Genomic DNA, 23,125 nt, shown 5'->3' with positions numbered 1-23,125 from the left:
GCCTCTCGCGAGAGGCTTGCCAGAGGGAGCACAGGGAGCACCGGGGGCACCGGAATCCCGGAAGACCAGAGGTGAGGGGATGGACGCTTTCAATCCGACCACGAAGACGCAGCAGGCGATCTCGTCCGCCGCGCAGGCTGCCACCATGGCGGGCAACCCGAACATCTCCCCGGCGCATCTGCTCGGGGCGCTGCTCGCGCAGGGCGACGGCCTCGCCGCGCCGCTGCTCACCGCGGTCGGAGCCGATCCGGAGCAGGTGCACAAGGAGCTGGAGCCGATCATCTCGGCCCTGCCGTCGGCCACGGGGGCCACCGTGTCCGCGCCGCAGTTCGACACGCACGCCGTCAAGTCGCTGACCCACGCGCAGAAGCTGGCCACCGAACTCGGCGACGAGTACGTCTCCACCGAGCACGTGCTCGTCGGCCTGGCCGCGGAGGGCGGGCCGGTCGCCGACGTGCTCAGGCGGAACGGTGCCACGCCGGACGCGCTACGCGAGGCGTTCACCAAGGTGCGCGGCTCCGCCCGCGTGACCAACCCCGATCCGGAGGGCACCTACCAGGCGCTGGAGAAGTACGGCGTGGACCTCACCGCCCGGGCGAGGGCCGGTGAGCTCGATCCGGTGATCGGCCGCGACACCGAGATCCGCCGCGTCGTGCAGGTGCTGTCCCGGCGCACGAAGAACAACCCCGTGCTGATCGGCGAGCCCGGCGTCGGCAAGACCGCCATCGTGGAGGGGCTCGCCCAGCGGATCGTCGCTGGCGACGTGCCCGAGTCGCTGCGCGGCAAGCGGGTCGTGGCGCTCGACCTCGGCTCGATGGTCGCGGGTGCGAAGTACCGCGGTGAGTTCGAGGAGCGGCTCAAGGCCGTGCTCAAGGAGATCAAGGACTCCGAGGGCCAGGTCGTGACCTTCATCGACGAGCTGCACACGATCGTCGGCGCGGGGGCCACCGGCGAGGGTGGAGCGATGGACGCGGGCAACATGATCAAGCCGATGCTCGCCCGCGGCGAGCTGCGCATGGTCGGCGCCACCACGCTCGACGAGTACCGCAAGCACATCGAGAAGGACGCGGCGCTGGAGCGGCGCTTCCAGCAGGTGCTGGTGGGCGAGCCGTCCGTCGAGGACACCGTCGGCATCCTGCGCGGGCTCAAGGAGCGCTACGAGGTGCACCACGGTGTCCGCATCACGGACTCCGCGCTGGTGTCGGCGGCGACGCTGTCCGACCGGTACATCACGGCGCGCTTCCTGCCCGACAAGGCCATCGACCTCGTCGACGAGGCGGCATCGCGGCTGCGGATGGAGATCGACTCCCGGCCCGTCGAGATCGACGAGGTGGAGCGCGCCGTGCGGCGGCTGGAGATCGAGGAGATGGCGCTCGCGAAGGAGGAGGACGAGGCCTCCCGCGAGCGGCTCGGCGCACTGCGCGCCGAGCTCGCCGAGCGGCGGGAGGAGCTGGCGGCCCTCACCACGCGCTGGCAGAACGAGAAGGGCTCGATCGAGAAGGTCCGCGAGCTCAAGGAGCAGCTGGAGCAGCTGCGTGGCGAGTCGGAGCGCGCCGAGCGCGACGGCGACCTCGGCCGCGCCGCCGAGCTGCGCTACGGCCGCATCCCGGCGCTGGAGAAGGAGCTCGCCGAAGCCACGGCGGCCAGCGAGGCCACCAAGGGCGAGGTCATGCTCAAGGAGGAGGTCGGTCCGGACGACGTCGCCGACGTCGTGAGCTCGTGGACCGGCATCCCCGCGGGCAGGCTGCTGGAGGGCGAGACCGGCAAGCTGCTGCGGATGGAGGAGGAACTCGGTAGGCGCGTGGTCGGCCAGTCCGAGGCCGTGCGGGCGGTATCCGACGCGGTGCGGCGGGCCAGGGCCGGTGTCGCGGACCCGGACCGGCCGACCGGGTCGTTCCTGTTCCTGGGCCCGACCGGCGTCGGCAAGACCGAGCTGGCCAAGGCGCTCGCGGAGTTCCTGTTCGACGACGAGCGGGCGATCACCCGCATCGACATGAGCGAGTACTCCGAGAAGCACTCGGTCGCCAGGCTCGTCGGCGCCCCGCCCGGCTACGTCGGCTACGACCAGGGTGGCCAGCTGACCGAGTCGGTGCGCAGGCGGCCGTACTCGGTGGTGCTGCTCGACGAGGTGGAGAAGGCGCACCCGGATGTGTTCGACGTGCTCCTGCAGGTGCTCGACGACGGACGGCTGACCGACGGCCAGGGCCGCACGGTCGACTTCCGGAACACGATTCTGGTGCTCACGTCGAACCTCGGTTCGCAGGCCATCGCGGACGCCTCGCTGGACGAGCGGCAACGCAGGGACGCCGTGCTGTCGGTGGTGCAGCGGCACTTCAAGCCGGAATTCCTCAACCGGCTCGACGACATCGTGGTGTTCCACGCGCTGGACACCGAGCAGCTGACCTCCATTGTGGACATCCAGGTGGCCAGGCTGGCGCAGCGGCTGGCGCAGCGCAGGCTCACGCTGGACGTCGAGCCGGCGGCTCGCGAGTGGCTCGCGCTCAACGGGTTCGACCCGATCTACGGCGCCCGCCCGCTGCGCAGGCTGGTGCAGTCCGCGATCGGCGACCAGCTCGCGAAGAAGGTGCTGGCCGGAGAGATCCGCGACGGCGACACCGTGCGGGTCGACGTCGGCGACCTGGACGCGGGCGACGGCGCGCTGAAGGTCACCCGCGCCGACTGAGCGCGCGACCGCCAGGAGTGACCCGTTGCGGACACGTTCCGTCCGGAACGGGTCACTCCTGACATCCGCCGGAAAGGGTGGCGCCGACACGGCCCGCTGATCTTGGCCACCCGGGCGAGGGGGATACCCTGGTCGCCGTGGGTATTCCAGCGTGGATCTGGTTCGTCATCGCCGCCGTCGCCCTGGTGGCCGGACTGGCGCTGCTCGCCGTCGACCGGGCCAGGGAGGGCTCTCGCAACCGCGAGCGCGCACGCTGGGCCGAGCTGCGCGGATGGCAGTACGTCGAGGAGGACGAGCGGCTGCCGCAGCAGTGGTCGGGTGGTGCGATCGGCTACTTCGGCGCCGAGGCCGCGGTCAACGTGGTCGCCGGGTCGACGTTCACCTCCGACGGCCGCCGCCCGGTGTTCGTGTTCGACGTCGAGTCCGATGGCCTGATCCCCGCGGTGATCGTCGCGGTCCGCTGCAACCGGATCCACCCGGTGCTGCTGGAGCTGTGGCTGGCGAGCGTGCCGTTCCAGCGCGCCGAGATGCCGGAGCTGCTCGGCCCGGTCGGGCAGCGGTACGCCTTCGCCGACGACGTCACCGGCGCCCGCAACCTCATCACGCAGGAGCTGGTCGACGCCGCCGACGCGCTGGGTGGGGACGTCGGTGTGGCGTGGCTGGAGAACGAGTGGGTGCTGGCGAGCGTGGCGCCGAACGTCGGGCCGTCCCGGCTGGAGCGGTTGCTGCGCGATCTCGGCGAGATCGCCGACATCGTCGATCCGTTCGAGGACGCCGACCACGACGCGCAGTGGCGGCAGGAGCCGGAGCAGTCCACCGAGGAACGCGCGCGCCAGCAGGGCTTCTGACCGTCCGCCCGCGAACGTCCTCCGTGGTCGCGACCACGGTCCTCACTCCAGGGCCGGGCGGGGCGTGAACCAGCCGGGTACCGGATCCAGCGTTCCGGAGAGCGGGGTCAGGTCGTCGGCGGGCAGCTCCAGGGTGCCCGCGAACGCCCCCCGGTCACTGTCGCGATGCTGCCTGGTCAGCTCGCGATAGGTCACGGGGTAGCCGTTGCGGCGGGCCCCCTCGGCGTAGCCGGCCGCGTAGGCGTCCGGGTGCGCGGCCTCCGCGCGGCGATCCTCGTCGTGGTCGGACGCCGCGACGAAGCCGCGGACGAACGACAGGTACTCGATGGCACCGTTCTCCATCTGGAGCGCATCCTCGTCTGGGTGAGGCTCTCATTACCCCTAATGGCTTTCCGGACCTTACTGTGTGTCGTTAAGGTCACGGCGCCGGGTACGTTCGTGCCATGCCAGTAGCCATGATCACCGGAGCCAGTGCGGGCATCGGCGCCGCGTTCGCCGAGCGGCTCGCCACCGAGGGGTACGACCTGGTGCTGGTCGCCCGCGACGAGTCGAAGCTCGCCCGGCAGGCCGCCGAGCTGACCAGTGCGCACGGCGGCAGGGCCGACGTCCTGCCCGCCGACCTCGCCACCGCCGAGGGGCGTGCGGTGGTGGAGCGGCGCCTCGCCGAGCAGCCGGTGGACATGCTGGTGAACAACGCGGGCATCGGGCTCTCGGGCGAGCTGTGGACGGCGTCGATGGACGACCTGCAGCGCCAGCTCGACCTCAACGTCACCGCCGTGCTGCGGCTGACCGGCACCGCGCTGTCCGGCATGCTCGACCGCGGCCGCGGCGACGTGATCAACGTGTCGAGCGTCGCGGGCTTCTTCTCCGGCCGCGGCTCCACCTACACGGCGAGCAAGGCCTGGGTCACCGCGTTCTCCGACGGCGTCGCCTCCGCACTGCACGGCACCGGGGTGCGCGTGATGGCGCTGTGCCCCGGCTTCACGCACACCGAGTTCCACCAGCGCGCCGGGCTGGAGAAGAGCGCTCCCGGGCCACTGTGGCTGAAACCGGAGCGGGTCGTGGCCGAGGGGCTGGCCGACCTGCGCCGGGGCAAGGTCATCTCCGTGCCCAGCAAGCGGTACAAGGTCGTGGTGGCGGTCGGGCGGCTGCTGCCGCGCGGGCTCGTGCGGCGGGTCGGCGGGCGCTTCGCGGGGCAGGATCGCACATGAGCGCCCGGGTGTGAAGGGCGTGCCCGCCTGGGGCGGTGCCCCGGTCGGGCGGCTGCCTGGTCAGCGAGCGGCGAGTCGCCAGGTGCGGTCGCTGTCAGGCCGGTCGAACCAGACGGTCTGCGCCTGAGGTGTGACGGTGAGCCCGAAGCGGTCCCAGCCGGGCCGGTCGAGGTCGGTCCAGACGCGATGGGCGTGCTCGACGAGTCGCCAGAGGCGGCGGGGTCCGCCCTCGGCGACCTCGTGCCGGCCGTTGTGCGTGGCGAGGGCGATCTCGACCCAGGAGCCGTGGTCGCCTCCCCACGATCGCTCGCCGACATCGCCGAGCAGGCCGATCCCGGCAATGGTGTTTCGGTTTACGCCTACCTCGAAGACGTCGAACTGGCCCACACGGTGCCGATCCGCACGATCCCTGAATACCCGGCTTCACCGCAGACGAGCCGATCACGATGCTCGACGGGTTCCAGCCACCACTGGGCTACACACTCATCGACAGGCACGAAGACTGGGCGAGCGCCTGCGACCACCTCGCCAAGGCGACGATCGCCCGCGAACGTCATCCAGCATCCTGCCCGACCATCCTGATCCACAGCATCGCACCGCTATGGCGCCCCGGCGATCCGCGAGACGCTCAGTCGATGAGCGTGAGGGGCGCGGGGCTGAACCGGCCGGAGAGCAGGTCGTTGAGCAGGGTGGGCAGGTCGGCGGGCAGGAGCTTGTCGCGGCACTGCCGCAGGTCGTCCGCTGGCCACCAGCGGCGTTCGATCAGCCCGGCCTTCTCGTTCTCGGTGGGCTGGAGCGCGACCTGCGGCGCGGTGCTGGGGGTGCGTCCGAGGAAGACGTGCTCGATGCGGTGGTGGTCGCGGCCCTTGTAGCGGAACCTGGATTCCCGCACCCACAGTTCACGGCCGAGGGTGGTGAGCATGATCCCGGTCTCCTCGGCGACTTCGCGGCGGGCCGCATCGCGGAGGTCCTCGCCGTCGTCCAGGCCGCCGCCGGGCAGTTCCCACCAGTGGTGATCGGGCTCGGCGGGGTCGAGGGCGTGGATGAGCAGCACGCGGTCGGCGGGGTCCAGCAGAAGGACACGGGCGCCGATGCGGGGCGTGACGGTGCTGGTCGAGGCGGTCATCCTGCGACTGGTCCTCGCGGTCTCGGCTGACGGGGCGTGCGCTCCGGCAGCCGAGAAGCGAACCGGTCGGTCAGAACAAGGTGGGCTCCGGCTCGGCAGGCGTGGCCGCCGTGGCGGGGTCCGACGTTAGCAGCGCACCGGTGGCGGTCAGCGCAAGACGCACGGCGAGTCCGGAATGGTCGGTGAGCCGGGAGCCGTCCGCAGCGAATTCCCTGGTCTCGTGGACGTACTCGCAGCCGGTGAGCCGTTCGGCCAGGGCGGCCGAGCCGTGGGCGTGGTCGTAGCGGTAGCCCAGGTCCGGACGACGGGCCCAGCTGTGTTCGACCCGGCTGGGGTGCAGGTGCCGGAACAGGTCGAGCAGGCCGTGCCGGTCGGTCAGGCCGCTGTAGAAGGCGTACTCGAACGGTGCGAATTGGCCCCGGTGCGCCGGCGTGTGGCTGGGCTCGAGCACGTTGAGGTCGCCGAGCAGTAGCAGCGGTGCCTCGGCGGCGGTGGCGTCCAGGGCGCGGCCGAAGCGCTGGATCCAGGTCTTCTTGCGCTCGGTCTTCTCGACGGTGGCGTCACGGGAGGGCACGTAGGCACCGATGACGCGCAGTGGACCCTCGGTGGTGTCGATCACGACCCCGGCCGCGCGGGCGGGCAGGTAGTCCAGGGCCGCGCCGAGCGGGTCCGGCGCGGTGGCAAGCTTGCTGACGATCATCACGCCGAGCTCCCCCGGCGCGTGCTCGGGGAAGGTGACCACGTAACCGCTGGCGGTGAACGCCCCTGCGAGGAACTGGCTGCCCGCGGTGGCCTTGGTCTCGGTCAGCACCAGCACGTCCTCCGGGCGTTCGGCCAGCCAGCGGAGCTGCCGGTGAGCGCGGTCCAGCGACGGGGCGCCGACGTTGACGGTGATCAGGCTCAGAGACATGCCGCGCTCTTCTCGGTCTGGACGTGCTGGATGAGGGACACGATCGCCGCGGCGATCGTGGCGGGCGGTTCGGTGGTGGCGTCCAGGGCGGCGACCGGCCAGCCCCGTCGCTGGAGGCCGACCACGGCGTGGACGTACAGGCCGGTCTCCCTCTCGCTGTTGTCTTCGGCGCGCTCGAAGCGACTGTGCCCGCCGCGCGCCCGCAGCCGGGCGTCGATCACGCCCGCGTCGCCGGTGAGGATGACCGACAGATCCGGCCGGTAGACGCCGTGATTGAGCTGCCACACTACCTCGGCGGACAGCCCGTCGAGCCCTTGCAGCACCAGCGAGGACGCGACGTACCGGTCGCACACCACTACCTGGCCCTCGCGCAGCGCGGGCACGATCTCGGTGGCGAGCTGGTGATGCCGGTCGGCCGCGCACAGGCAGGCCAGGGCCATGCCCTGGTAGGTGTCGGTGCCGTGCCGGGCAAGCTCGCCCAGCGGCGCGCGGGACGGCTGGCTGGTCGCGTGCACCGGCACCCCGGCCGCGGCCAGCGTCTCGACGACCAGGCGGGCGGCGGTGGACTTCCCGACCCCGCCGGGGCCGTCCACGGTGATCAGCGTGCCCGGCAGGCGACGCGGCTCGTCCAGCACCAGGCCGGTCATGCGGGCATCAGCGGCAGCAGCCGTCGCCCCTCGGCGTGGTCGGTATCGACGACCGGGCACTGCTCGACGTCGACCTCGCCGATGCGGCCACCGGCGGCGACCACCGCGGCCGGGCAGCCCTTGCCGCAGCCGGAGTTCAGCGAACACGCCCCGCAGGTGGCGTTCGCGCCGGCCCGGTAACGCTCGTGGAAGCGGTAGTCGTCCAGCCGCTGCGCGATGTCGGGGTCAGTGAAGATGTTGCCGACGATGAACTCGGTGTCGGCGTGCCGCGAGGCCAGCGTGCGGGCGGCGAACACCAGGTACGGGCACACCGTGACCTCGCCAGCGGTGAACACGTAGATGATCGTCCCAGCCTCGCACCCGGCCAGCGGCTTGCCTTCGCTGTTGGGGAAGCGGATGTGCGCGATGTCCAGCTCCGGGCCGTCGAACGGCGCGGTCAGCTCGAAGATGTCCCGCATGTGCAGCGTCGTCTTGGCCAGTTTGGCCTTCGACTTGACGCCGCGGCCCATGCTGCCCAGCGGGTTGAGCAGCACGTAGCGCGCCCCGTTGGCGCGGGCAAACGCGCACAGCCGGGCGTACTCCTCGTTCTGCGCCAACGTGTTCGGTGTGCACAGCAGCCCCTGCAGGATGCCGGCCCGGCCGAGCTTCTCCACGGTGGCCACGGTGACGGCGAAGCTCGCCCGGTCACCACGGAACTTGCCGTGTGAGGCGGCGGCGAACCCGTCAAGGGACACGTTGCAGTGCACGCCCAGCTCGACCAGCGCCGCGATCTGGACCGCGTTCAGGGTGGTGGCGTTGGTGCAGATCCCGACGTCCGTTCCGGCGGCGCGGAACGCGCGCACGATGTCCAGGAAGTCGGGGTGGATCGTGGGTTCGCCGCCGGTGAGGGTCACCCGGCGGACGCGGCTGTCCGCCAGGCGCGGGATCACCTTCTCGACGACCTCGGCCAGCGGCATCTGCTTGCCGACCCGCGTCGCGGACACGAAGCAATGGGCACAACGGAGATTGCAGTCCTCGTTGATCTGGACGAGCGCCTTGCGGAACGGCTGCTCGACCGTGGTGCGGAAGTAGCAGGACGAGGCCACGTCGTCGGTGGCGATGCTGCGAGCGGTCACCAGCGAACCTCCACACCTTCCGGGCAACCGGTTCGTCCGGGTGCCGCCGTGAGTGTGGCCGGACCCGCCACACCAAGATATGTTCGGACGAACAGTATCGCGACTTAAAGTGTTCGGACGAACATTTCTTGGACATCTCCGCGGGAACTGCGATTAACGACAACCCAGCTGTCCGAGCGAACAATTCCCGTGTCAGAGTGGGTCCTGCCGAGGGTCGGAAGCGAGGAGGAGCGGTGCCGGAAATAAGCGACGACGCCGACGCGGCGGACGTGCTGGCCACACTCCTGGTCTGCCCGCCCGAGATGCTCGACGTGAGCCTCGACCAACTGCGCACCCTCGCCGTCGTGCACACCACCGGTACCGCGCAACGCGCTGCCCGCGCATTGGGGCGGGAGCAGTCCAGCGTGCAGAAGCAGCTCGACAACCTCAACAAGGCCGCGACCCGCCTGGTCGGTGAGGCGCTCGTGGTCAAACAAGGCCGTGGCAAGGACTTCCTGTTCACCCCTTCTGGCGACGAGGTCGTCGCCCTGGCCAGGCAGACCTTGCAAGCGGTCACCGACAGCCTGCACCGCAGCCGTCGCCGGGTCGGGTCCACCGTCACCTTCGGCACCACCGAGTTCACCGTGCAGTTCCTCGGCGCCGTGTGGCCTGCGCTGCGCGAGGACTTCGAGCGCCGCGGCGTGCACCTCAACATCGAGCACGTCCGCACCCGCGACCTGTGGCGCAAGCTCGACGCGAAGAAGGTCGACCTGGTGTGCGGCAGCTTCGCCGCTGAACCCGGCCGACCGCCCACCCTGGACTACGACTTCCTGGAATGGCACCGCGAACGCGTCGCTCTGCTGACCAATCTCACCGCCCGCGAACTGCCTGACACCCCGGTCACCGCCGACCGGCTGCCCGGCCTGCCCCTGCTCGCCCCGACCGCCGGCCTGCTCGCCCAGTTCCTCAGTCGCTGGTACGGCCCCGACTACCGCGGGGTGCTCGACGTCATCGCCGACATCGACTCCCTCAACTACGGCCTCAACCTGCTCACCAGCCAACTTCTGCACGGCTGCCTGCTCACCACCGAACGCGTCGCCGACGCCGCCCTCGAAGGCCGCCTGCCCGGCCAGGGCCTGCGCAAGATCGACCTCGCCGACGACTACAAGCCGCGCCTGGAGATCGTCACTGGCATCTTTGCTCGCAAGGGCGAACGCGGCCGTTACGCCGACGACCACCCGCTCAACCTGCTGTGGAATGCCTTTGACGAAGCTGCGCCGACCCGACGAGCCATCCCCTCGGCCCTACCGGGCTGATGCGTCGCCGCGCGTCGCGCCCTGGCCGGGATGCACGCCGACGGCCAGCCTGGGAAAAACTCGCCCTTCGCGGTCGAGGCAACGACGATCGCCTGCGATCCCGACAACTCCAGTTCCGACACTCGACTTGCCTAGTGAAGCGCTTGTAGATGCCCATCTCGTGGGCGTGGACGACGGTTTCGGTGGGGCGGGCGGTCATGAGCCGGCCTAGTTCCTCGACGGTGAACGAGCGGAAGAAATGCTTGGGGCCGGTGAGCGGTTCGCCGACCAGCCAACCCGGAGTGGCGCCCGCACCCGTAGCCGTCGCGAGGAGAGACACGGGAAGCGCCCCGCCAACGCCCGTGTGCAAGACTCGGCCACGTGGTGAAACCGTCCCTCGACCAGCCGGCCAAGCTGGAGCTCGCCAGGCTGGTCACCGAGTTGTCCGTCGTGCCGGGCAAGGTGACCCTGGCGTCCGGTCAGGAGGCCGACTACTACATCGACCTGCGCAGGGCGACGCTGCACCACGCGGCCGCCCCGCTGATCGGGAAGCTGCTGCGGCAGCTGACGGACGATTGGGACTACGTCGCGGTCGGCGGCCTCACCCTTGGCGCCGACCCGGTGGCGACGGCCATGCTGCACTCGGCGGCCGCGGACGGTGTCGTGCTCGACGCGTTCGTGGTCCGCAAGTCGGCCAAGCAGCACGGACTGCAGCGGCGGATCGAGGGCATGGAGGTCGCCGGGCAGCGCGTGCTCGCCGTCGAGGACACGTCCACCACCGGCGGCAGCGTGCTGACGGCGGTGGAGGCGCTCGCCGAGGCGGGCGCGACCGTCGTGGGCGTCGCCACGGTCGTGGACCGTGACACGGGCGCGCGGGAGGCGATCGAGAAGGAAGGCCTGCCCTACCGCTACCTGCTCGACCTCGACGACCTCGGCCTGGCCTGACCGGACCCGGCACTACCGTGGGGGGCATGGACGAGCCACGGGATCCCCCCGAGCCGCCGGACCGGCGTGACCGGCGGCCGCCGTTCCCGCACCGAGGGCCGCGCCGCGGTGAGGCCGAGCAGTACCCGCACGAGAAACCCCGCCGTTACCCCACCGAGACTCCGTCGGAATTTCCGGAGGACGAGCCGCCCCCGCCCCCGTCCCGATAGCGGCCACCTGCGGTTTTGTCGGCGACGCGAACTCCTTTTCGGAGTACCGTGGCGCTTGACGGGGATTTCACAGGGGTAGGTGGGGTCGATGCTGGGGTTCTTCACCGCTGTCACGACGGGGGTGCACTTCGCCGCGCTGCTCTACATCGGGCTGGGCGGCTTTCTGGGCTGGCGGTGGCCGGGCACGCTCGTGGTCCATGTGCTGTTCGCCGCGTGGGGGGTGGCGGTGAACGTGTTGCCGCTGCCCTGCCCGCTCACCGAGCTCGAGGACTTGCTGCGTGCGCGGCAGGGCCTCGGCCCGCTGCCGGGCGGGTTCAACGAGTACTACATCTACGACACGCTGTTCCCGAGGGAGCTGCTGCCGGTGGCCGGGATCGTCGCGGTGCTGGTCGTGCTCACCTCCTACGTCGGTGCGTATCTGGTGTGGCGGCACCGGCAGCAGGCGCCCGGCGGCGAGGTCCCGCCGCAGCCCGTGCGCCTCGGCTGAGCGAGAATGGCCGGGTGATCGACGTTCCCGGGCCCACCGAGTGGGTCGCCCGCGGCGAGGTCGGGGTGGGGCCCTGGCCGGGGCCGTGGCCGGACGACGACCGCTACGATCCGGAACTGCTCGAACACGGGGACCGGCGCAACGTCGTCGACGCCTACCGGTACTGGCGCCGCGAGGCCATCGTGTCCGATATGGACACCCGGCGGCATCCGTTCCACGTCGCCATTGAGAACTTCCAGCACGATCACAACATCGGCACGGTCGTGCGCACGGCCAACGCCTTCGCCGCGGCCGCCGTCCACATCGTCGGCAAGCGGAGGTGGAACCGGCGCGGTGCGATGGTCACCGATCGCTACCAGCACCTGCACCACCACGCGACGGTGGCCGGGCTGGCGGAGTTCGCCGGGGAGCGCGGGCTCACGGTCGTGGCCGTGGACAACATGCCCGGTGCCGAGCCGGTCGAGACGGCGGAGCTGCCACGCGAGTGCGTGCTGCTGTTCGGGCAGGAGGGGCCCGGACTCTCCGGCGAGGCGAAGGACGTCGCGGAGCGGGTCGTCTCCATCGCGCAGTTCGGCACCACCCGGTCGATCAACGCGGGGGTCGCCGCGGGCATCGTGATGCACACGTGGATCCGCCAGCACGCCGACCCCGGCCTCGCCTGGTGAGGGTCACGCTCCGCGGCAGCCGCACGACGCCCGGTGCAGCAGGGCGGGTGGCAGCCGCACCGTCTCCTGTGGCCGGTCGGGTTCGGCCAGCCGGGCGAGCAGCAGCCGCACGGCCGTGTGGCCGATCTCCCGCACCGGCTGTGCCGCCGCTGTGACCGGCGGGTCGGCGTCGCGGACCCATGGGGCGTCGCCGTAGCACGCGAGCGCCAGGTCGGTGCCGACGCGCAGTCCGCGCCGGTGTGCCTCGCGCAGCACGCCCGCCAGCATGCTCTCGCCCCCGACGACCAGCGCACTCGGCGGGTCGGAGCCGTCGAGGAGCCCGCGGGCCGCCACCGCCGCACCGTCCGGAGTGGAGCGTCCGCACGCCACGAGCGCCTGGTCGAAGGTGAGCCCGGCGCGACCGAGGCCGAGCCGGTAACCCAGCGCGCGCTCCTCGCTGGCGGCGAGGCCGGGCGCTCCGCCGACCAGCCCGATCCGCCGGTGCCCGAGTGCGGCGAGGTGCTCGGCCAGCGCCGACGTGGCCTGGACGTTCTCCGCCCCCACCTGGTCGACGTCGGTGCGGACGGCCAGCCGGTCGACGAGGACCGTGGGGACGCCGAGCCGCACGAGTTCGGTGACGACCGTGTCGGCGCCGGGTGAGGGGGAAAGCAGGACCCCGTCGACGCCCTGTGCGCGCAGGGCGCGCACGGAGGAGAGCTCCGCCCGCACGTCCTCGGACACGTCCGCGCCCGCGACCGCGCAGTCGGCCTCGCCCGCGGCCGCTTCGATCGCGGCGGCGAGCTCGGCCGAGCCAGGGCCTGCCGCGAGAACGACCCCGAGCCGGTGTGCGGCGGGCTTCGCCCACCTGGGCAGTGCGTCGGGCAGTGTGGTCATCGCGAGACCCTCCCGTGGGGACGCGTGCGGGCCAGACGGTAGTACGTCGCCTGGATGAACACACGCGGTACGTGAAACTTCGCGTTCGAATCAGCTGAACGGGTGGGCCGGGAGGCAACCGCAGGACTGTCTGTGACACAACGTCGGTGGCAGCCGGATGGTCTCGGGCTTCCGCTCGGGATCGTTGATCCTGGCCAGCAGCAACCGGACGGCCTGCCTGCCGATCTCCGCGATGGGCTGGGCCATGGTGGTCAGCGGCGGATCCACCAGGTCCGCCCACTCCACGTCGTCGTACCCGGCCACGGCGAGGTCGCTGCCGACCCGGAAACCGCGGCGCCGGGCCTCGTGCAGCACGCCGACCATCATCGCGTCGTTGCCGACCACGACGGCCGTGGGCGGGTCGGGCAGGTCCAGCAGCGAGCCGAGCGCGCGGGAGCCGTGCTCGGCCTCGGAGTGCCCGCACGCCACGAGATCGGGATTCCACGGCAGGCCGGCCCTGCCGAGACCGAGGCGGTAACCGAGCGTGCGCTCCTCGCTGGTCGTCAGCCGCGGGGCGCCGCTCACCAGCCCGATCCGCCGGTGGCCGCGCGCGGCGAGGTGCGCGGTGAGCGCGGAGGTCGCCTGGATGTTCTCCGCGCCGACCTGGTCGATGTCGGTCCGGGTCGACACGCGGTCCACGAGCACCGCGGGCATGCCAAGCGACACCATCTCGTTGATCACGGGTCCGTCGCCGGGGGACGGCGTGAGGAGCACGCCCTCCACCCGGCGGGCCCGCAGGGCGCGCACCGTCGCCTGTTCGGTCTCCGCGGTGTCATGGGTGTCGGCGAGCAGCACGGTGTAGCCTGCGGCCGCCGCCTCCCGTTCGATGGCCTGCATGAGTGCCGCGAAGTAGGGGTTGGCGAGCAGGGAGATGGCCACGCCGATCGTCCGGGTGCCTCCGGTGACGAGGGAGCGTGCGATCGCGTCACCGGTGTAGCCGGTCTGCTCGATCGCCCGCAACACGGCGGTGCGGGTCTCCGGGGCCACCGCCCTGGTGCCGTTGACGACGTGCGAGACCGTGGTGATGGAGACGCCGGCGAGTTCGGCGATGTCGCGCTGAGTCGGCCGGGACGACCTCGACGGGGGCATTGCTCGGTCCTTCGCGATCGGCTCGGTTCCCGGTGCGGCAAGCGTTTGCGCAAACGCTTGCGAGTCAGCATAGCGGCTGTCTACGTTCCAGGCGTCCGCGGTGTCTCGAGCGGAGGGAACGTCGGGGTGGACAGCGTGCGCGGTACCGGGAACGAGGTGCCGGGGTGAGCGTGCTGTGCGTCGGCCTGTGCACCGTCGACGTGGTGCAGCGGGTCGGCGAGCTGCCCGAGCCGGGACAGAAGGTGCAGTCCGGTTCCGTGGACGTGGCCGCAGGCGGGCCCGCGACCAACGCCGCCGTGGCGGCCGCGGCGCTCGGCGGCGAGGCGGCGCTGCTCACCGTGCTCGGCACCCACCCGCTCGCCGGGCTGGCCAGAGCTGACCTGACCGGTTGCGGGGTGACCTTGCTGGACGCGCTGCCCGCGCACGACGCGCCACCCGCGGTGAGCGCGGTGGCCGTGCGCGAACGCGACGGCGAGCGCACCGTGGTCTCGCACAACGCCGCGGCCGCACCCGACGTGGCGCCGGACCCGGCGGCGCTGCCGGACCCCCGCGACCTCACCGCGGTCCTGCTCGACGGGCACCACCCGCGCCTCGCGGTCACGGTCGCCAGGTGGGCGCGCGGGCACCGGATCCCGGTCGTGCTGGACGCGGGGAGCTGGCGCCCGGTGTTCGCCGAACTGCTGCCGTTGGCGGACATCGCGGCGTGTTCGGCGCGGTTCTCCGCGCCCGGCGATCTGCTGCGCAGGGTGCCGACGGTGATCACGACGGCGGGCGCGGAGCCGGTCCGCTGGCGACGTGGCGCCGTCTCCGGCGCGGTGCCGGTGCCGGACGTGGCCGCGCGCGACACACTCGGAGCCGGAGACGTGTGGCACGGAGCGCTCACGCTGCGGGTGGGCGAGCTGGCCTTACCCGAGCTGATCGGGTTCGCGAACCGCGTCGCCGCCGAGCGCGTGCGGCATGTGGGACCGCGATCGTGGCTCGGCCCGGTCAGGACGGTGCTGGGCCGGTCGGGCTGAACGACCCGGTGGGCATGCGGGCATGATGGACACGATGGGAGAGACATGACGTTCGAGGAACTACTGGCCAGGGCACAGGCTCTGGTCGACAGCGGAGAGCGGAGGGTGCTCGGGATCGCGGGCGCCCCGGCGGCGGGCAAGACCACGATGGCGTGGCGGGTGGCCGACGCCATCGGCACCCGGGCAGCGGTCGTCGGCATGGACGGCTTCCATCTGGCGCAGTCGGAGTTGCACCGCCTCGGCCGCACCGACCGCAAAGGCGCGCCCGACACGTTTGACGCCTACGGCTACGTGCACCTCATCCGCAGGCTGGCGCAGGGTGACGAGCCGGTGTACGCGCCGGAGTTCCGGCGGGAGATCGAGGAGCCCATCGCGTGCGCCGTCCCGGTCGATCCGAGCGTCCGGCTCGTCATCACCGAGGGGAACTACCTGCTGCTCGAGACCGAGCCGTGGAACGAGCTGCGGTCGCTGCTCGACGAGGTGTGGTACCTCCGCCCCGACGAGGACGAGCGGCTGGAGCGGCTGGTCACCCGGCACCGGAAGTTCGGTCGCTCGCTGGTGGAGGCCAAGCAGCGTGCGCTCGGTTCCGACCAGCGCAACGCCGACCTGATCGCGCCGACCGCGGCCAGGGCGGACGTGGTGGTCGAGGGGATCGCCCTGCCGCACTTCGCGGTGTGACGGCCGGGTTGTCCACAGGCACGGTGTGGACAACCCGGAGTTGTCCACAGTCCTGTGTACGGGGCAGGGACGGCGGGGTGCGTTGGGCCGGATGGAGTACGACACGGTTACGGCGACGTCCCATTCCAGCCACCGGCTCTGCGGCCGAGCGGGAGCACCGCCGAGAATTCAGCAAGGTCGCGCTCACAGCGGCACCCGGCGGAAGGACGGCCGCGCACATGTCGAAACTCGCGTGCGTACACCATCTCGCGCTCACGGTGACTGACGTCGACCGCAGCGTGCCCTGGTACGTCCGGGTGCTGGACTTCGAGGAGATAGCACGTCGGGAGGACCCCGAGACCGGGCTGCGCAAGGTGATCCTGCGTGCCCCCGGCGACGGCTTCGCGGTGGTGCTCGTCCAGCACGAGCACGCCGAGCGGCCGCCGTTCGACGAGCGGCACACCGGCCTGGACCACGTCGCCTTCCGCGTCGCCTCGCGAGCCGACCTGCGGCAGTGGGAGGAGCGGCTCGCCGAGTACGGCGTCATCTACACACCGGCCGCGCCGTCCCGGACCATGCCCGGATCCGAGGTCGTCGTCTTCCGTGACCCGGACGGCATCCAGCTGGAGGTCTGGGCCGACCCCGAGTGAGTCAGTCAGGCGCGGGCGGCAGCCGCGTCCTCGTCGATCGGCTTGCGCATCTCCTGCCGGTACCGCCAGACGCCGTAGCCGGTACCGACCACGAAGAACGCGATGCTCGCCCACACGAGGGCGGTCTTCAGCCACGGCAGCACGTCGAGCAGCCCGGCCCCGTAGTACCCGAGGAGCACCAGCGTGGGCACCCACAGCACCGCGCCGGCCGCCGTGGCGGCCATGAACCGGCGCTGGTCCATCCTGGCGGCGCCCGCGATCAGGGGTGCCAGCGTGCGCACCCACGGAATCCACCTGGCGGCCACGATCGCGAGGAAGCCTCTCCGGTTGAGGAAGGCGCGTGCCCGTTCCAGGTTCTGTCTGTTGAGCACCTTGCCGCCGCGGCGGGCGATGAAGCGCGTGCCCGTTTGCTTGCCGATGTGATAGCCGATCTGGTTGCCCACGATCGCGATGACCAGCGCGGCGCCGGAGAGCGCCCACGCGTGGCCGTCGGCGCCGTGCTGTGCCAGCACCACACCGGCGCCGAACAACAGCGAGTCGCCGGGCAGGAACAGGCCGATGATCAGCGCGCATTCGATCAGCACGAAGCTGAGCACGATGATCCAGACGAGCAGGGGCCCCGCCGTCGCCAGCCAGTGCGGCGCGACGCTCTCGGCTCCCGCGTGTACGAAACCCACGTCCGGCAGAGTACGTGGCGCGCTCGGAGTACTCCCACCCGAACGGGTGCAAACGCTCGATTCCGGGGCGGCGACCGTCAGAATTCCGGCAGTTTTTCGCCCTGGACCGCCTGGATGTCCAACTCCACCTTGACCGCCGTGCCGATCGCGGCCACCCCGGCCCGCACCACCGCGCTGTAGTCGATCGCGAAGTCGTCGCGGCGCAGCTGGGTCTCGGCGTGGAACGCGGCGCGCACCCCGCCCCAGGGATCGGGCCCGTACCCGCCGTAGCTCAGGTCGAGCTCGATCTCGCGGCACCTGCCGTGCAGGCTCAACTCGCCGCCGAGCACCCACGAGTCGGCGCCACGCCTGCGCAGGCTCGTGCCCGCGAAGCCGATCTCCGGGTAGCGCTCCACGTCGAGGAAGTCGGCCGAGCGCAGGTGGTCGTCCCTGGGCTTGACACCGGTGTCCACCGACGCGGCGGCGATCGCCGCGTGCACGGTCGAGCGCTCCACCGGCCGTTCGACCACGATCCGGCCACCGACGTCCGGGAACCGTGCCTTGACGCTCGCGATCCCGAGGTGGCGGGCGGTCACGACGACCGACGAGTGCACCGGGTCGATCACCCACGGTCCCGGTGGCGGCAGCTCGACCGACTCGGCCTCCGCCTCGAGCGCGACCTCGCCGAGCGAGGCCGAGCCGTCGCCCGCCACGTGCACGGTGCGGGCGGCGGGCAGGAAGCCGTTCGCCGTCACCACGGCCGTGCACACGCCGGGTGGCAGCGGCTCGGTCGCCACGCCGCCCGCGTCGTCCGCGTGGGTCAGCGCCAGCTGCCGCCCCGCCAGGTCGGTGACCGTCAGCACGGCGTGCCCGACACCCCAGCCGCCCGCCGAGCGGACGATGCCGCGAAGCCCCGACATCAGGCCCGTGCCTCCCTGGTCCACCTGGTCCCGGTCAGCTCGTCGATGGCCTGCTCGTAGCCGAGGCGCACGTCGTGCGTCACGTCCCCGGCGGCCACGGCGACCCGGCTCGTCGCGGGCGGGTAGCCGCTCGCCACCACGGTGTACTCGCCCTCGGGCAGGTCACCGACCACGTACCGGCCCGCGTCGTCGGTGCGGGTGACGGCGGCGACGTCGCCCTCGGCGTCGAGCACGGTGATCCGCGCGTCGGGCACCGCCCGGTCGTCCTCGGTGCGCGCGACGCCGGTGAGCAGCACGGCCCCGGCCAGCTCCAGGTCCTGCCGCAGCACGCCGCTGTCCGGCACGGTGAGCGGCACGGCGGCGGGGCGCAACCGCTCGCCGCTGGCGACCAGCGTGTACCCGCCCGCACCGACCCCGGTGAAGGAGTACGTGCCGTCGTCGCCGGTGATGCGGGCACCGGTGACCTCGCCGCGCCCGTCGGTCAGCGTGACGGTCACGCCGGGCAGGGGCGTGCCGGTGCCCGCCGCGCGCACCACACCGGTCACCTCCCCGGAGCCGGCCAGGGTGATGTCGACCTCCGCGGCCCGGTCGCCGACCACGACGCTGGACGCCTGCGGCTGGTGGCCGTTCGCCGACACGATCAGCACGTAGGTCCCGCTACCGGGGGTGGACACCGAGAAGGTGCCGTCGCCGTTCCCCGAGCCGCGGCCGACCTGACGGCCCCGCTGGTCGATCAGGGTCAGCGCGGCCCCGGCCACGGCCGAGCCGTCGTGCCTGCGCACGTGTCCGGTGACCGGAGGCCCGGACGTCTCGACGGCGTCGCCGAACCCGGTCGTGGCCGCCGTGATCGGGCTGCCCGCGGTCATCAGCTCGCCGTGCCCGTTCCGCTCGGCCCGCGCGTGCCTGCCCGCGGCCACCAGGTCGGGGTCGGCGTCGAGCGCCTCGTCGGCGTCGGCGAGCGCCGCCGTGCGCGGGTCGTCCGCGGTGGGCCGTTCGTCCTCCACCAGCGCCTCGGCGCCCTCCACCGGTGCGGCCTTCGGGGCGCTGTCGGACAGCGGGATCTCGCGCATGAACAGCAGCACGAGGAAGGCCATCGCCGCCACGCCGGCGCCGATGTAGAACACCAGGTTGATCGACTCGGTGAAGCCGATGAAGAACGGCGTCGCCTGCTCGGGCGGCAGCGTGGCGAGGAACGACGAGTCCTCCATGATGTTCCCGCCGACCGACGCCATCGCCGACGCGGGCAGCCCGGAGTTCCGGAACGCCTCGGCGATGTTGTCGGTGAGCGTGCTGAACAGCACCGAGAGGAACACCGCGACCCCCGCCGTGCCGCCGATCTGCCGGAAGAACGTCGCCGACGCCGTGGACACGCCCATGTCCCGCCTCGGCCCCGCGTTCTGCACGGCGATGATCAGGGTCTGCATGCAGTTGCCCAGGCCGAAGCCGATCAGCAGCATGTACAGCATCAGCTGCCAGAGCGGCGTGTTCCACTCGACCTGCGCGAACAGCAGCATGCCGGTCGACATCAGCGCGGTGCCGATGATCGGGAAGATCTTGTACCGGCCGGTGCGGGACGTGAGCTGGCCCGCGAGCACGGAGCCGGACATGATGCCCAGCATCAGCGGCAACATCTGCAGGCCCGACTCGGTGGGCGAGTAGCCCTGCACGATCTGCAGGTACTGCGGGATCAGCGTGATCGCGCCGAACATCGCGATGCCGACGATGAAGCCGCCGAGGATGGCGACGCTGAAGGTGGCGTTGCGGAACAGCCGCAGCGGGATCAGCGCGGCGTCGCCCATCACGTGCTCGATGAACAGGAACAGCACCAGGCCGACGGCGCCGATGCCGTAGCAGAGGACCGCGGCCGTGGACCCCCAGCCCCACTCCCTGCCCTGTTCGGCGACGAGCAGCAACGGCACGAGGCAGAGGGCCAGCGCGAGGGCGCCCCACCAGTCGATGCGGTGGTTCTGTCGCTGGTGGGGGACGTTGAGCACCTTCGCCACGACGAACAGGGCGAGCACGCCGAGCGGCACGTTGACCAGGAACACCCAGCGCCAGCCCGCGATGTCCAGGAAGGAGTCCATCCCGGCGAAGAAGCCACCGAGCACGGGGCCGAGCACGGTCGAGGTGCCGAACACGGCGAGGAAGAAGCCCTGGTAGCGCGCCCGCTGCCGGGGCGGGACGATGTCGCCCAGGATCGTCAGCGCCAGCGACATCAACCCGCCCGCGCCGAGTCCCTGCACCGCGCGGAACGCGGCGAGTTCGTACATCGACTGCGCGAACGTGGCCGCGACCGAGCCGGCCACGAAGATCGTGATCGCGGCCAGGTAGAACGGCTTGCGCCCGTAGATGTCGGACAGCTTGCCGTAGATGGGCGTCGCGATCGTGGCGGTGATGAGGTAGGCCGTGGTGATCCAGGCCTGCAGGCTGAGGCCGTCGAGGTCGTCGGCGATCGTGCGGATCGACGTGCCGACGATGGTCTGGTCGAGTGCGGCGAGGAACATCCCCGTCATCAGCCCGATCAAAATGACCACGATCTGCCGGTGGCTGAGGTCGGGCCCGCTGTCGTCGGCGGGTTTCGCGGCGTCCTGCTCGTTGACCGCGGCTGTCATGCGCCTGCCCCCTCGGTCTCGCTCGCTGCCTGTTCGGCGCGGAGCGGGTCGTGTCGTTCGATGCTGTTGTTGAGCCGGTCCAGGTACTCGGTGAGCCGGCGCCGGTCCTCCTCCGGCCACTCGGCGAGCACGGTCGCCAGCCACCGGTTGCGCTGGCGCCGGTTCTCCTCGAACACCCGCAGGCCCTCCGCCGTCGGCGCGAGCAGGTTCGCGCGGCCGTCCTCGGGATCGGCCTGCCGCTCCACCAGGCCGTGCTGCACCAGCGCGCTGCTCTGCCTGCTGATGGTGGAGATGTCGGAGTGCAGCGTCTCGGCCAGCTTGCTCGTGCGCTGGGGGCCCTCGTGGATGAGGGTGAAGAGGATGGCGTAGGCAGCCCGTTCGATCCCGTCGGGCCCGTGCTTGGCGACCTGCGACTTGACGCGCGCCATGAGCCGCATGAACCGGACCGTCTGCCTGCCGAGCTCGTCGGCGACCGCGAGGTCGTCCTCGGTGTGTGCCATGAAAGGTGCCTTCGTCGGGAACGTCTTGATTGGCTGCTACAACTAGTTGCCTCCACCAAGCATGTACCCGGATGGTTAGTTGCGCAACCCAAATAACTGGCGTGTGTCCGACGCCACCCAGGAATGGTCCGCTTCCCCGCCGCGTTGCCGACCACATGGCAGACGACCAGGCGCTACGGAAGCTTCTCGGCAGTCGGCACCTCGGTGTCCTCGCGACCATCAAGCGGGACGGGCGGCCGCAGCTGTCGAACGTCACCCACCTGTACGACCCCGCCGCCGACACGATCCTCGTCTCGGTGACCGACGACCGGGCGAAGACCAGGAACCTGCGCCGGGACCCGAGGGCCAGCTACCACGTGTCGAGCGAGGACGGCTGGTCGTACGCGGTGGCCGAGGGCACCGCCGAGCTCTCGGCGGTGGCCCGCGATCCGCACGACGCCACCGTCGAGGAACTCGTCGACCTCTACCGCCGCATCCAGGGTGAGCACCCGGACTGGGCCGAGTACCGCGACGCGATGGTCGCCGACCGGCGCGTGGTGGTGCGGCTGCGGGTCGCGCGGGTCTACGGGATGGCGCGCTGATCCCGATAGCGTGACGGCATGACCGCCGCCCTGCTCGACCGGCTGCGTGCCGGACTCGGCGCCGACGCCGTGCTCACCGACCCCGAGGTCACCGCCGCGTACTCCCGCGACCAGATGCCGCTCGCCCCCGCGGGGACGCCACTGGCGGTCGTACTGCCCGCCGACGTGGCGGGGGTGCGGGCCGTGGTCACCGCTTGCGCGGCGCACGGTGTGCCGATCGTGCCGAGGGGCGCGGGCAGCGGGCTGTCCGGTGCCGCGAACGCGATCGAGGGCGGGGTCGTGCTGGTGACCACGCGGCTCGACCGCATCGTCGAGGTGGACCCCGCGAACCGGCTCGCCGTCGTGCAGCCCGGCGTGGTGAACCTCGACCTGCGTGCCGCTGTGGAGAAGCACGGGCTGTTCTACCCGCCGGACCCTTCCAGCTACGACTGGTGCACGATCGGCGGCAACCTCGCCACGAACGCGGGCGGCCTGTGCTGCGTGAAGTACGGGGTCACCGCCGACTCGGTGCTCGGGCTCGAGGTGGTGCTCGCCGACGGTGAGGTGTTGCGCACCGGGCGGCGCACGGTGAAGGGCGTCGCCGGGTACGACCTGACCAGCCTGTTCGTCGGCAGCGAGGGCACGCTCGGGATCATCACCGAGGCGACGCTGGCGCTGCGGCCGCTGCCGGAGGCGCCGGGCACCCTCGTCGCGGCGTTCGGTTCGGCGCGGGAGGCGGGCGATGCGGTGAGCCGGATCGTGCGGGCAGGGCTCGTGCCGTCCCTCATGGAGATCATGGATGCCACGACGATCGCGGCGGTCGAGGCCTATCTGGGCACGGACCTCGGCACCGGATCGGGCTCCGGCGCGCTGCTGCTGTGCCAGTCGGACGCGGGCGGGGACGCGGCCCGGCGCGAGCTGGCCTCGGTGGAACGGGTCTGCCGGGAGGCGGGCGCGGAGCTGACCCACGCGACCGACGACGTGGCGGAGGGCAAGCTGCTGCTGCAGGCCCGGCGGGTGGTGCACGGCGCGCTGGAGGCGTACGGCTCCTGCATGACCGACGACGTGTGTGTGCCGCGGACGCGGATCGCCGAGCTCGTCGCCGGGTGCGAGCGGATCTCCGCCGAGGTGGGGCTCCGGATCGCCGTCGTCGGGCACGCGGGCGACGGGAACATGCACCCCACGGTGGTCTACGACGCCGGGGCGGCGGGCGAGTTCGACCGGGCGCGGCGGGCGTTCGACGCGATCCTGGACCTCGGGCTGTCCCTGGGCGGCACGGTGACCGGCGAGCACGGCGTCGGCAAGTTCAAACAGGACTGGCTCGCCAGGGAGATCGGCCCGGTCGGCCTGCGCGTGCACCGGGAACTGAAGCGGGCGCTCGACCCGGGGAACCTGTTCAACCCCGGGTCGATGTTCACGCAGCCCGGCTGACC

General features: G+C 71.7%; 24 protein-coding genes. 12 read left to right on the top strand and 12 right to left on the bottom strand.

Annotation, left to right across the window (positions count from 1 at the left end):
• Positions 1-79: 79 nt before the first annotated feature.
• Both clpB and B0I33_RS13155 read left to right on the top strand, forming a co-directional pair.
• Positions 80-2,683: an ATP-dependent chaperone ClpB gene (gene clpB, locus B0I33_RS13160; protein ID WP_106179034.1), complete on the top strand. Its 2,604-nt coding sequence runs from the start codon at positions 80-82 to the stop codon at positions 2,681-2,683.
• 137 nt (positions 2,684-2,820) lie between these two features.
• Complete coding sequence (locus B0I33_RS13155; RefSeq protein ID WP_106179033.1) at positions 2,821-3,531, top strand: type III secretion system chaperone family protein; 711 nt, start codon at positions 2,821-2,823, stop codon at positions 3,529-3,531.
• 42 nt (positions 3,532-3,573) lie between these two features.
• On the opposite strand, the gene B0I33_RS13150 is transcribed toward B0I33_RS13155, so the two are convergent.
• Positions 3,574-3,873: a hypothetical protein gene (locus B0I33_RS13150; RefSeq protein WP_106179032.1), complete on the bottom strand. Its 300-nt coding sequence runs from the start codon at positions 3,871-3,873 to the stop codon at positions 3,574-3,576.
• 101 nt (positions 3,874-3,974) lie between these two features.
• Here B0I33_RS13150 and B0I33_RS13145 point away from each other — a divergent pair, with 101 nt between their 5' ends.
• Positions 3,975-4,742: an SDR family NAD(P)-dependent oxidoreductase gene (locus B0I33_RS13145; RefSeq protein WP_106179031.1), complete on the top strand. Its 768-nt coding sequence runs from the start codon at positions 3,975-3,977 to the stop codon at positions 4,740-4,742.
• Between the two features lie 60 nt (positions 4,743-4,802).
• On the opposite strand, the gene B0I33_RS13140 is transcribed toward B0I33_RS13145, so the two are convergent.
• The 5 genes from B0I33_RS13140 to B0I33_RS13120 all read right to left on the bottom strand — a co-directional run bounded on the left by B0I33_RS13140 (position 4,803) and on the right by B0I33_RS13120 (position 8,540).
• The gene (locus tag B0I33_RS13140) at positions 4,803-5,129 is read right to left on the bottom strand and encodes a methyltransferase domain-containing protein (RefSeq protein WP_181193277.1); all 327 of its coding nucleotides are present in this window, start codon (positions 5,127-5,129) and stop codon (positions 4,803-4,805) included.
• Between the two features lie 241 nt (positions 5,130-5,370).
• Positions 5,371-5,868, bottom strand: a complete 498-nt coding sequence (locus B0I33_RS13135; protein ID WP_106179030.1) for an NUDIX hydrolase — start codon at positions 5,866-5,868, stop codon at positions 5,371-5,373.
• 70 nt (positions 5,869-5,938) lie between these two features.
• Complete coding sequence (locus tag B0I33_RS13130; protein WP_106179029.1) at positions 5,939-6,778, bottom strand: endonuclease/exonuclease/phosphatase family protein; 840 nt, start codon at positions 6,776-6,778, stop codon at positions 5,939-5,941.
• Entirely contained in the window at positions 6,769-7,425 is a 657-nt protein-coding gene (gene tmk / locus B0I33_RS13125; RefSeq protein WP_106179028.1) for a dTMP kinase, read from the bottom strand. Before tmk ends, B0I33_RS13130 begins: the two co-directional genes overlap by 10 nt.
• Positions 7,422-8,540: a radical SAM protein gene (locus B0I33_RS13120; protein ID WP_106179027.1), complete on the bottom strand. Its 1,119-nt coding sequence runs from the start codon at positions 8,538-8,540 to the stop codon at positions 7,422-7,424. Before B0I33_RS13120 ends, tmk begins: the two co-directional genes overlap by 4 nt.
• Before the next feature lie 233 nt (positions 8,541-8,773).
• Between B0I33_RS13120 and B0I33_RS13115 the strand changes: the two genes are divergently transcribed.
• The 4 genes from B0I33_RS13115 (at position 8,774) to B0I33_RS13100 (ending at position 12,120) form a co-directional block, all read left to right on the top strand.
• Entirely contained in the window at positions 8,774-9,835 is a 1,062-nt protein-coding gene (locus B0I33_RS13115) for a LysR family transcriptional regulator (protein ID WP_106179026.1), read from the top strand.
• Between the two features lie 360 nt (positions 9,836-10,195).
• Positions 10,196-10,759, top strand: a complete 564-nt coding sequence (gene pyrE / locus B0I33_RS13110; protein WP_106179025.1) for an orotate phosphoribosyltransferase — start codon at positions 10,196-10,198, stop codon at positions 10,757-10,759.
• Between the two features lie 297 nt (positions 10,760-11,056).
• Positions 11,057-11,455 (top strand): DUF2784 domain-containing protein, encoded by a 399-nt coding sequence (locus B0I33_RS13105; RefSeq protein WP_106179024.1) that lies wholly within the window; start codon positions 11,057-11,059, stop codon positions 11,453-11,455.
• A 14-nt stretch (positions 11,456-11,469) separates the two neighbouring features.
• Positions 11,470-12,120 (top strand): TrmH family RNA methyltransferase, encoded by a 651-nt coding sequence (locus B0I33_RS13100; protein WP_106179023.1) that lies wholly within the window; start codon positions 11,470-11,472, stop codon positions 12,118-12,120.
• Positions 12,121-12,123: 3 nt separating this feature from the next.
• Here B0I33_RS13100 and B0I33_RS13095 read toward each other — a convergent pair whose 3' ends face one another.
• On the bottom strand, positions 12,124-12,993 hold the full coding sequence (locus tag B0I33_RS13095) for a LacI family DNA-binding transcriptional regulator (protein WP_106179022.1): 870 nt from the start codon (positions 12,991-12,993) through the stop codon (positions 12,124-12,126).
• Positions 12,994-13,083: 90 nt separating this feature from the next.
• Complete coding sequence (locus B0I33_RS13090; RefSeq protein WP_106179021.1) at positions 13,084-14,121, bottom strand: LacI family DNA-binding transcriptional regulator; 1,038 nt, start codon at positions 14,119-14,121, stop codon at positions 13,084-13,086.
• 164 nt (positions 14,122-14,285) lie between these two features.
• Here B0I33_RS13090 and B0I33_RS13085 point away from each other — a divergent pair, with 164 nt between their 5' ends.
• From B0I33_RS13085 to B0I33_RS13075, 3 genes are all read left to right on the top strand, one after another.
• Complete coding sequence (locus B0I33_RS13085) at positions 14,286-15,137, top strand: PfkB family carbohydrate kinase (RefSeq protein ID WP_106179020.1); 852 nt, start codon at positions 14,286-14,288, stop codon at positions 15,135-15,137.
• A gap of 45 nt (positions 15,138-15,182) precedes the next feature.
• The gene (locus B0I33_RS13080; RefSeq protein WP_106179019.1) at positions 15,183-15,815 is read left to right on the top strand and encodes a nucleoside/nucleotide kinase family protein; all 633 of its coding nucleotides are present in this window, start codon (positions 15,183-15,185) and stop codon (positions 15,813-15,815) included.
• Between the two features lie 218 nt (positions 15,816-16,033).
• On the top strand, positions 16,034-16,444 hold the full coding sequence (locus B0I33_RS13075) for a VOC family protein (RefSeq protein WP_106179018.1): 411 nt from the start codon (positions 16,034-16,036) through the stop codon (positions 16,442-16,444).
• A 5-nt stretch (positions 16,445-16,449) separates the two neighbouring features.
• Here the strand turns inward: B0I33_RS13075 and B0I33_RS13070 are convergent, their stop codons facing one another.
• The 4 genes from B0I33_RS13070 to B0I33_RS13055 all read right to left on the bottom strand — a co-directional run bounded on the left by B0I33_RS13070 (position 16,450) and on the right by B0I33_RS13055 (position 21,132).
• Positions 16,450-17,121 carry a DedA family protein gene (locus tag B0I33_RS13070; protein WP_106179017.1) on the bottom strand — a complete coding sequence of 224 codons (672 nt, stop codon included), beginning with the start codon at positions 17,119-17,121 and terminating at the stop codon, positions 16,450-16,452.
• A gap of 77 nt (positions 17,122-17,198) precedes the next feature.
• Entirely contained in the window at positions 17,199-18,020 is an 822-nt protein-coding gene (locus tag B0I33_RS13065) for a YceI family protein (RefSeq protein ID WP_106179418.1), read from the bottom strand.
• The gene (locus B0I33_RS13060) at positions 18,020-20,632 is read right to left on the bottom strand and encodes an MFS transporter (protein ID WP_106179016.1); all 2,613 of its coding nucleotides are present in this window, start codon (positions 20,630-20,632) and stop codon (positions 18,020-18,022) included. Before B0I33_RS13060 ends, B0I33_RS13065 begins: the two co-directional genes overlap by 1 nt.
• Entirely contained in the window at positions 20,629-21,132 is a 504-nt protein-coding gene (locus B0I33_RS13055) for a MarR family winged helix-turn-helix transcriptional regulator (protein ID WP_106179015.1), read from the bottom strand. The genes B0I33_RS13060 and B0I33_RS13055 overlap by 4 nt, the downstream gene beginning before the upstream one ends.
• A 155-nt stretch (positions 21,133-21,287) precedes the next feature.
• Between B0I33_RS13055 and B0I33_RS13050 the strand changes: the two genes are divergently transcribed.
• A complete protein-coding gene (locus tag B0I33_RS13050) occupies positions 21,288-21,713 on the top strand; it encodes a PPOX class F420-dependent oxidoreductase (protein WP_106179014.1) in 426 nt (141 codons plus the stop codon).
• Between the two features lie 18 nt (positions 21,714-21,731).
• Entirely contained in the window at positions 21,732-23,123 is a 1,392-nt protein-coding gene (locus tag B0I33_RS13045; RefSeq protein WP_106179013.1) for an FAD-binding oxidoreductase, read from the top strand.
• Positions 23,124-23,125 lie beyond the last annotated feature (2 nt).

This window comes from Prauserella shujinwangii (assembly GCF_003001955.1).
Classification (GTDB): Bacteria; Actinomycetota; Actinomycetes; order Mycobacteriales; family Pseudonocardiaceae; genus Qaidamihabitans; species Qaidamihabitans shujinwangii.
The sequence above is the reverse complement of the archived record's forward strand: the minus strand, read 5'-3'. Positions and strand labels throughout refer to the sequence as shown.

Coding starts and splice junctions, on each gene's coding strand:
- B0I33_RS13095 (WP_106179022.1), bottom strand. CDS start 12,993: ATGACCACACTGCCCGACGCACTGCCCAGGTGGGCGAAGCCCGCCGCA.
- B0I33_RS13130 (WP_106179029.1), bottom strand. CDS start 6,778: ATGTCTCTGAGCCTGATCACCGTCAACGTCGGCGCCCCGTCGCTGGAC.
- B0I33_RS13135 (WP_106179030.1), bottom strand. CDS start 5,868: ATGACCGCCTCGACCAGCACCGTCACGCCCCGCATCGGCGCCCGTGTC.
- clpB (WP_106179034.1), top strand. CDS start 80: ATGGACGCTTTCAATCCGACCACGAAGACGCAGCAGGCGATCTCGTCC.
- B0I33_RS13080 (WP_106179019.1), top strand. CDS start 15,183: ATGACGTTCGAGGAACTACTGGCCAGGGCACAGGCTCTGGTCGACAGC.
- B0I33_RS13065 (WP_106179418.1), bottom strand. CDS start 18,020: ATGTCGGGGCTTCGCGGCATCGTCCGCTCGGCGGGCGGCTGGGGTGTC.
- B0I33_RS13055 (WP_106179015.1), bottom strand. CDS start 21,132: ATGGCACACACCGAGGACGACCTCGCGGTCGCCGACGAGCTCGGCAGG.
- B0I33_RS13105 (WP_106179024.1), top strand. CDS start 11,057: ATGCTGGGGTTCTTCACCGCTGTCACGACGGGGGTGCACTTCGCCGCG.
- B0I33_RS13145 (WP_106179031.1), top strand. CDS start 3,975: ATGCCAGTAGCCATGATCACCGGAGCCAGTGCGGGCATCGGCGCCGCG.
- B0I33_RS13075 (WP_106179018.1), top strand. CDS start 16,034: ATGTCGAAACTCGCGTGCGTACACCATCTCGCGCTCACGGTGACTGAC.
- B0I33_RS13050 (WP_106179014.1), top strand. CDS start 21,288: ATGGCAGACGACCAGGCGCTACGGAAGCTTCTCGGCAGTCGGCACCTC.
- B0I33_RS13150 (WP_106179032.1), bottom strand. CDS start 3,873: ATGGAGAACGGTGCCATCGAGTACCTGTCGTTCGTCCGCGGCTTCGTC.
- tmk (WP_106179028.1), bottom strand. CDS start 7,425: ATGACCGGCCTGGTGCTGGACGAGCCGCGTCGCCTGCCGGGCACGCTG.
- B0I33_RS13060 (WP_106179016.1), bottom strand. CDS start 20,632: ATGACAGCCGCGGTCAACGAGCAGGACGCCGCGAAACCCGCCGACGAC.
- B0I33_RS13045 (WP_106179013.1), top strand. CDS start 21,732: ATGACCGCCGCCCTGCTCGACCGGCTGCGTGCCGGACTCGGCGCCGAC.
- B0I33_RS13090 (WP_106179021.1), bottom strand. CDS start 14,121: ATGCCCCCGTCGAGGTCGTCCCGGCCGACTCAGCGCGACATCGCCGAA.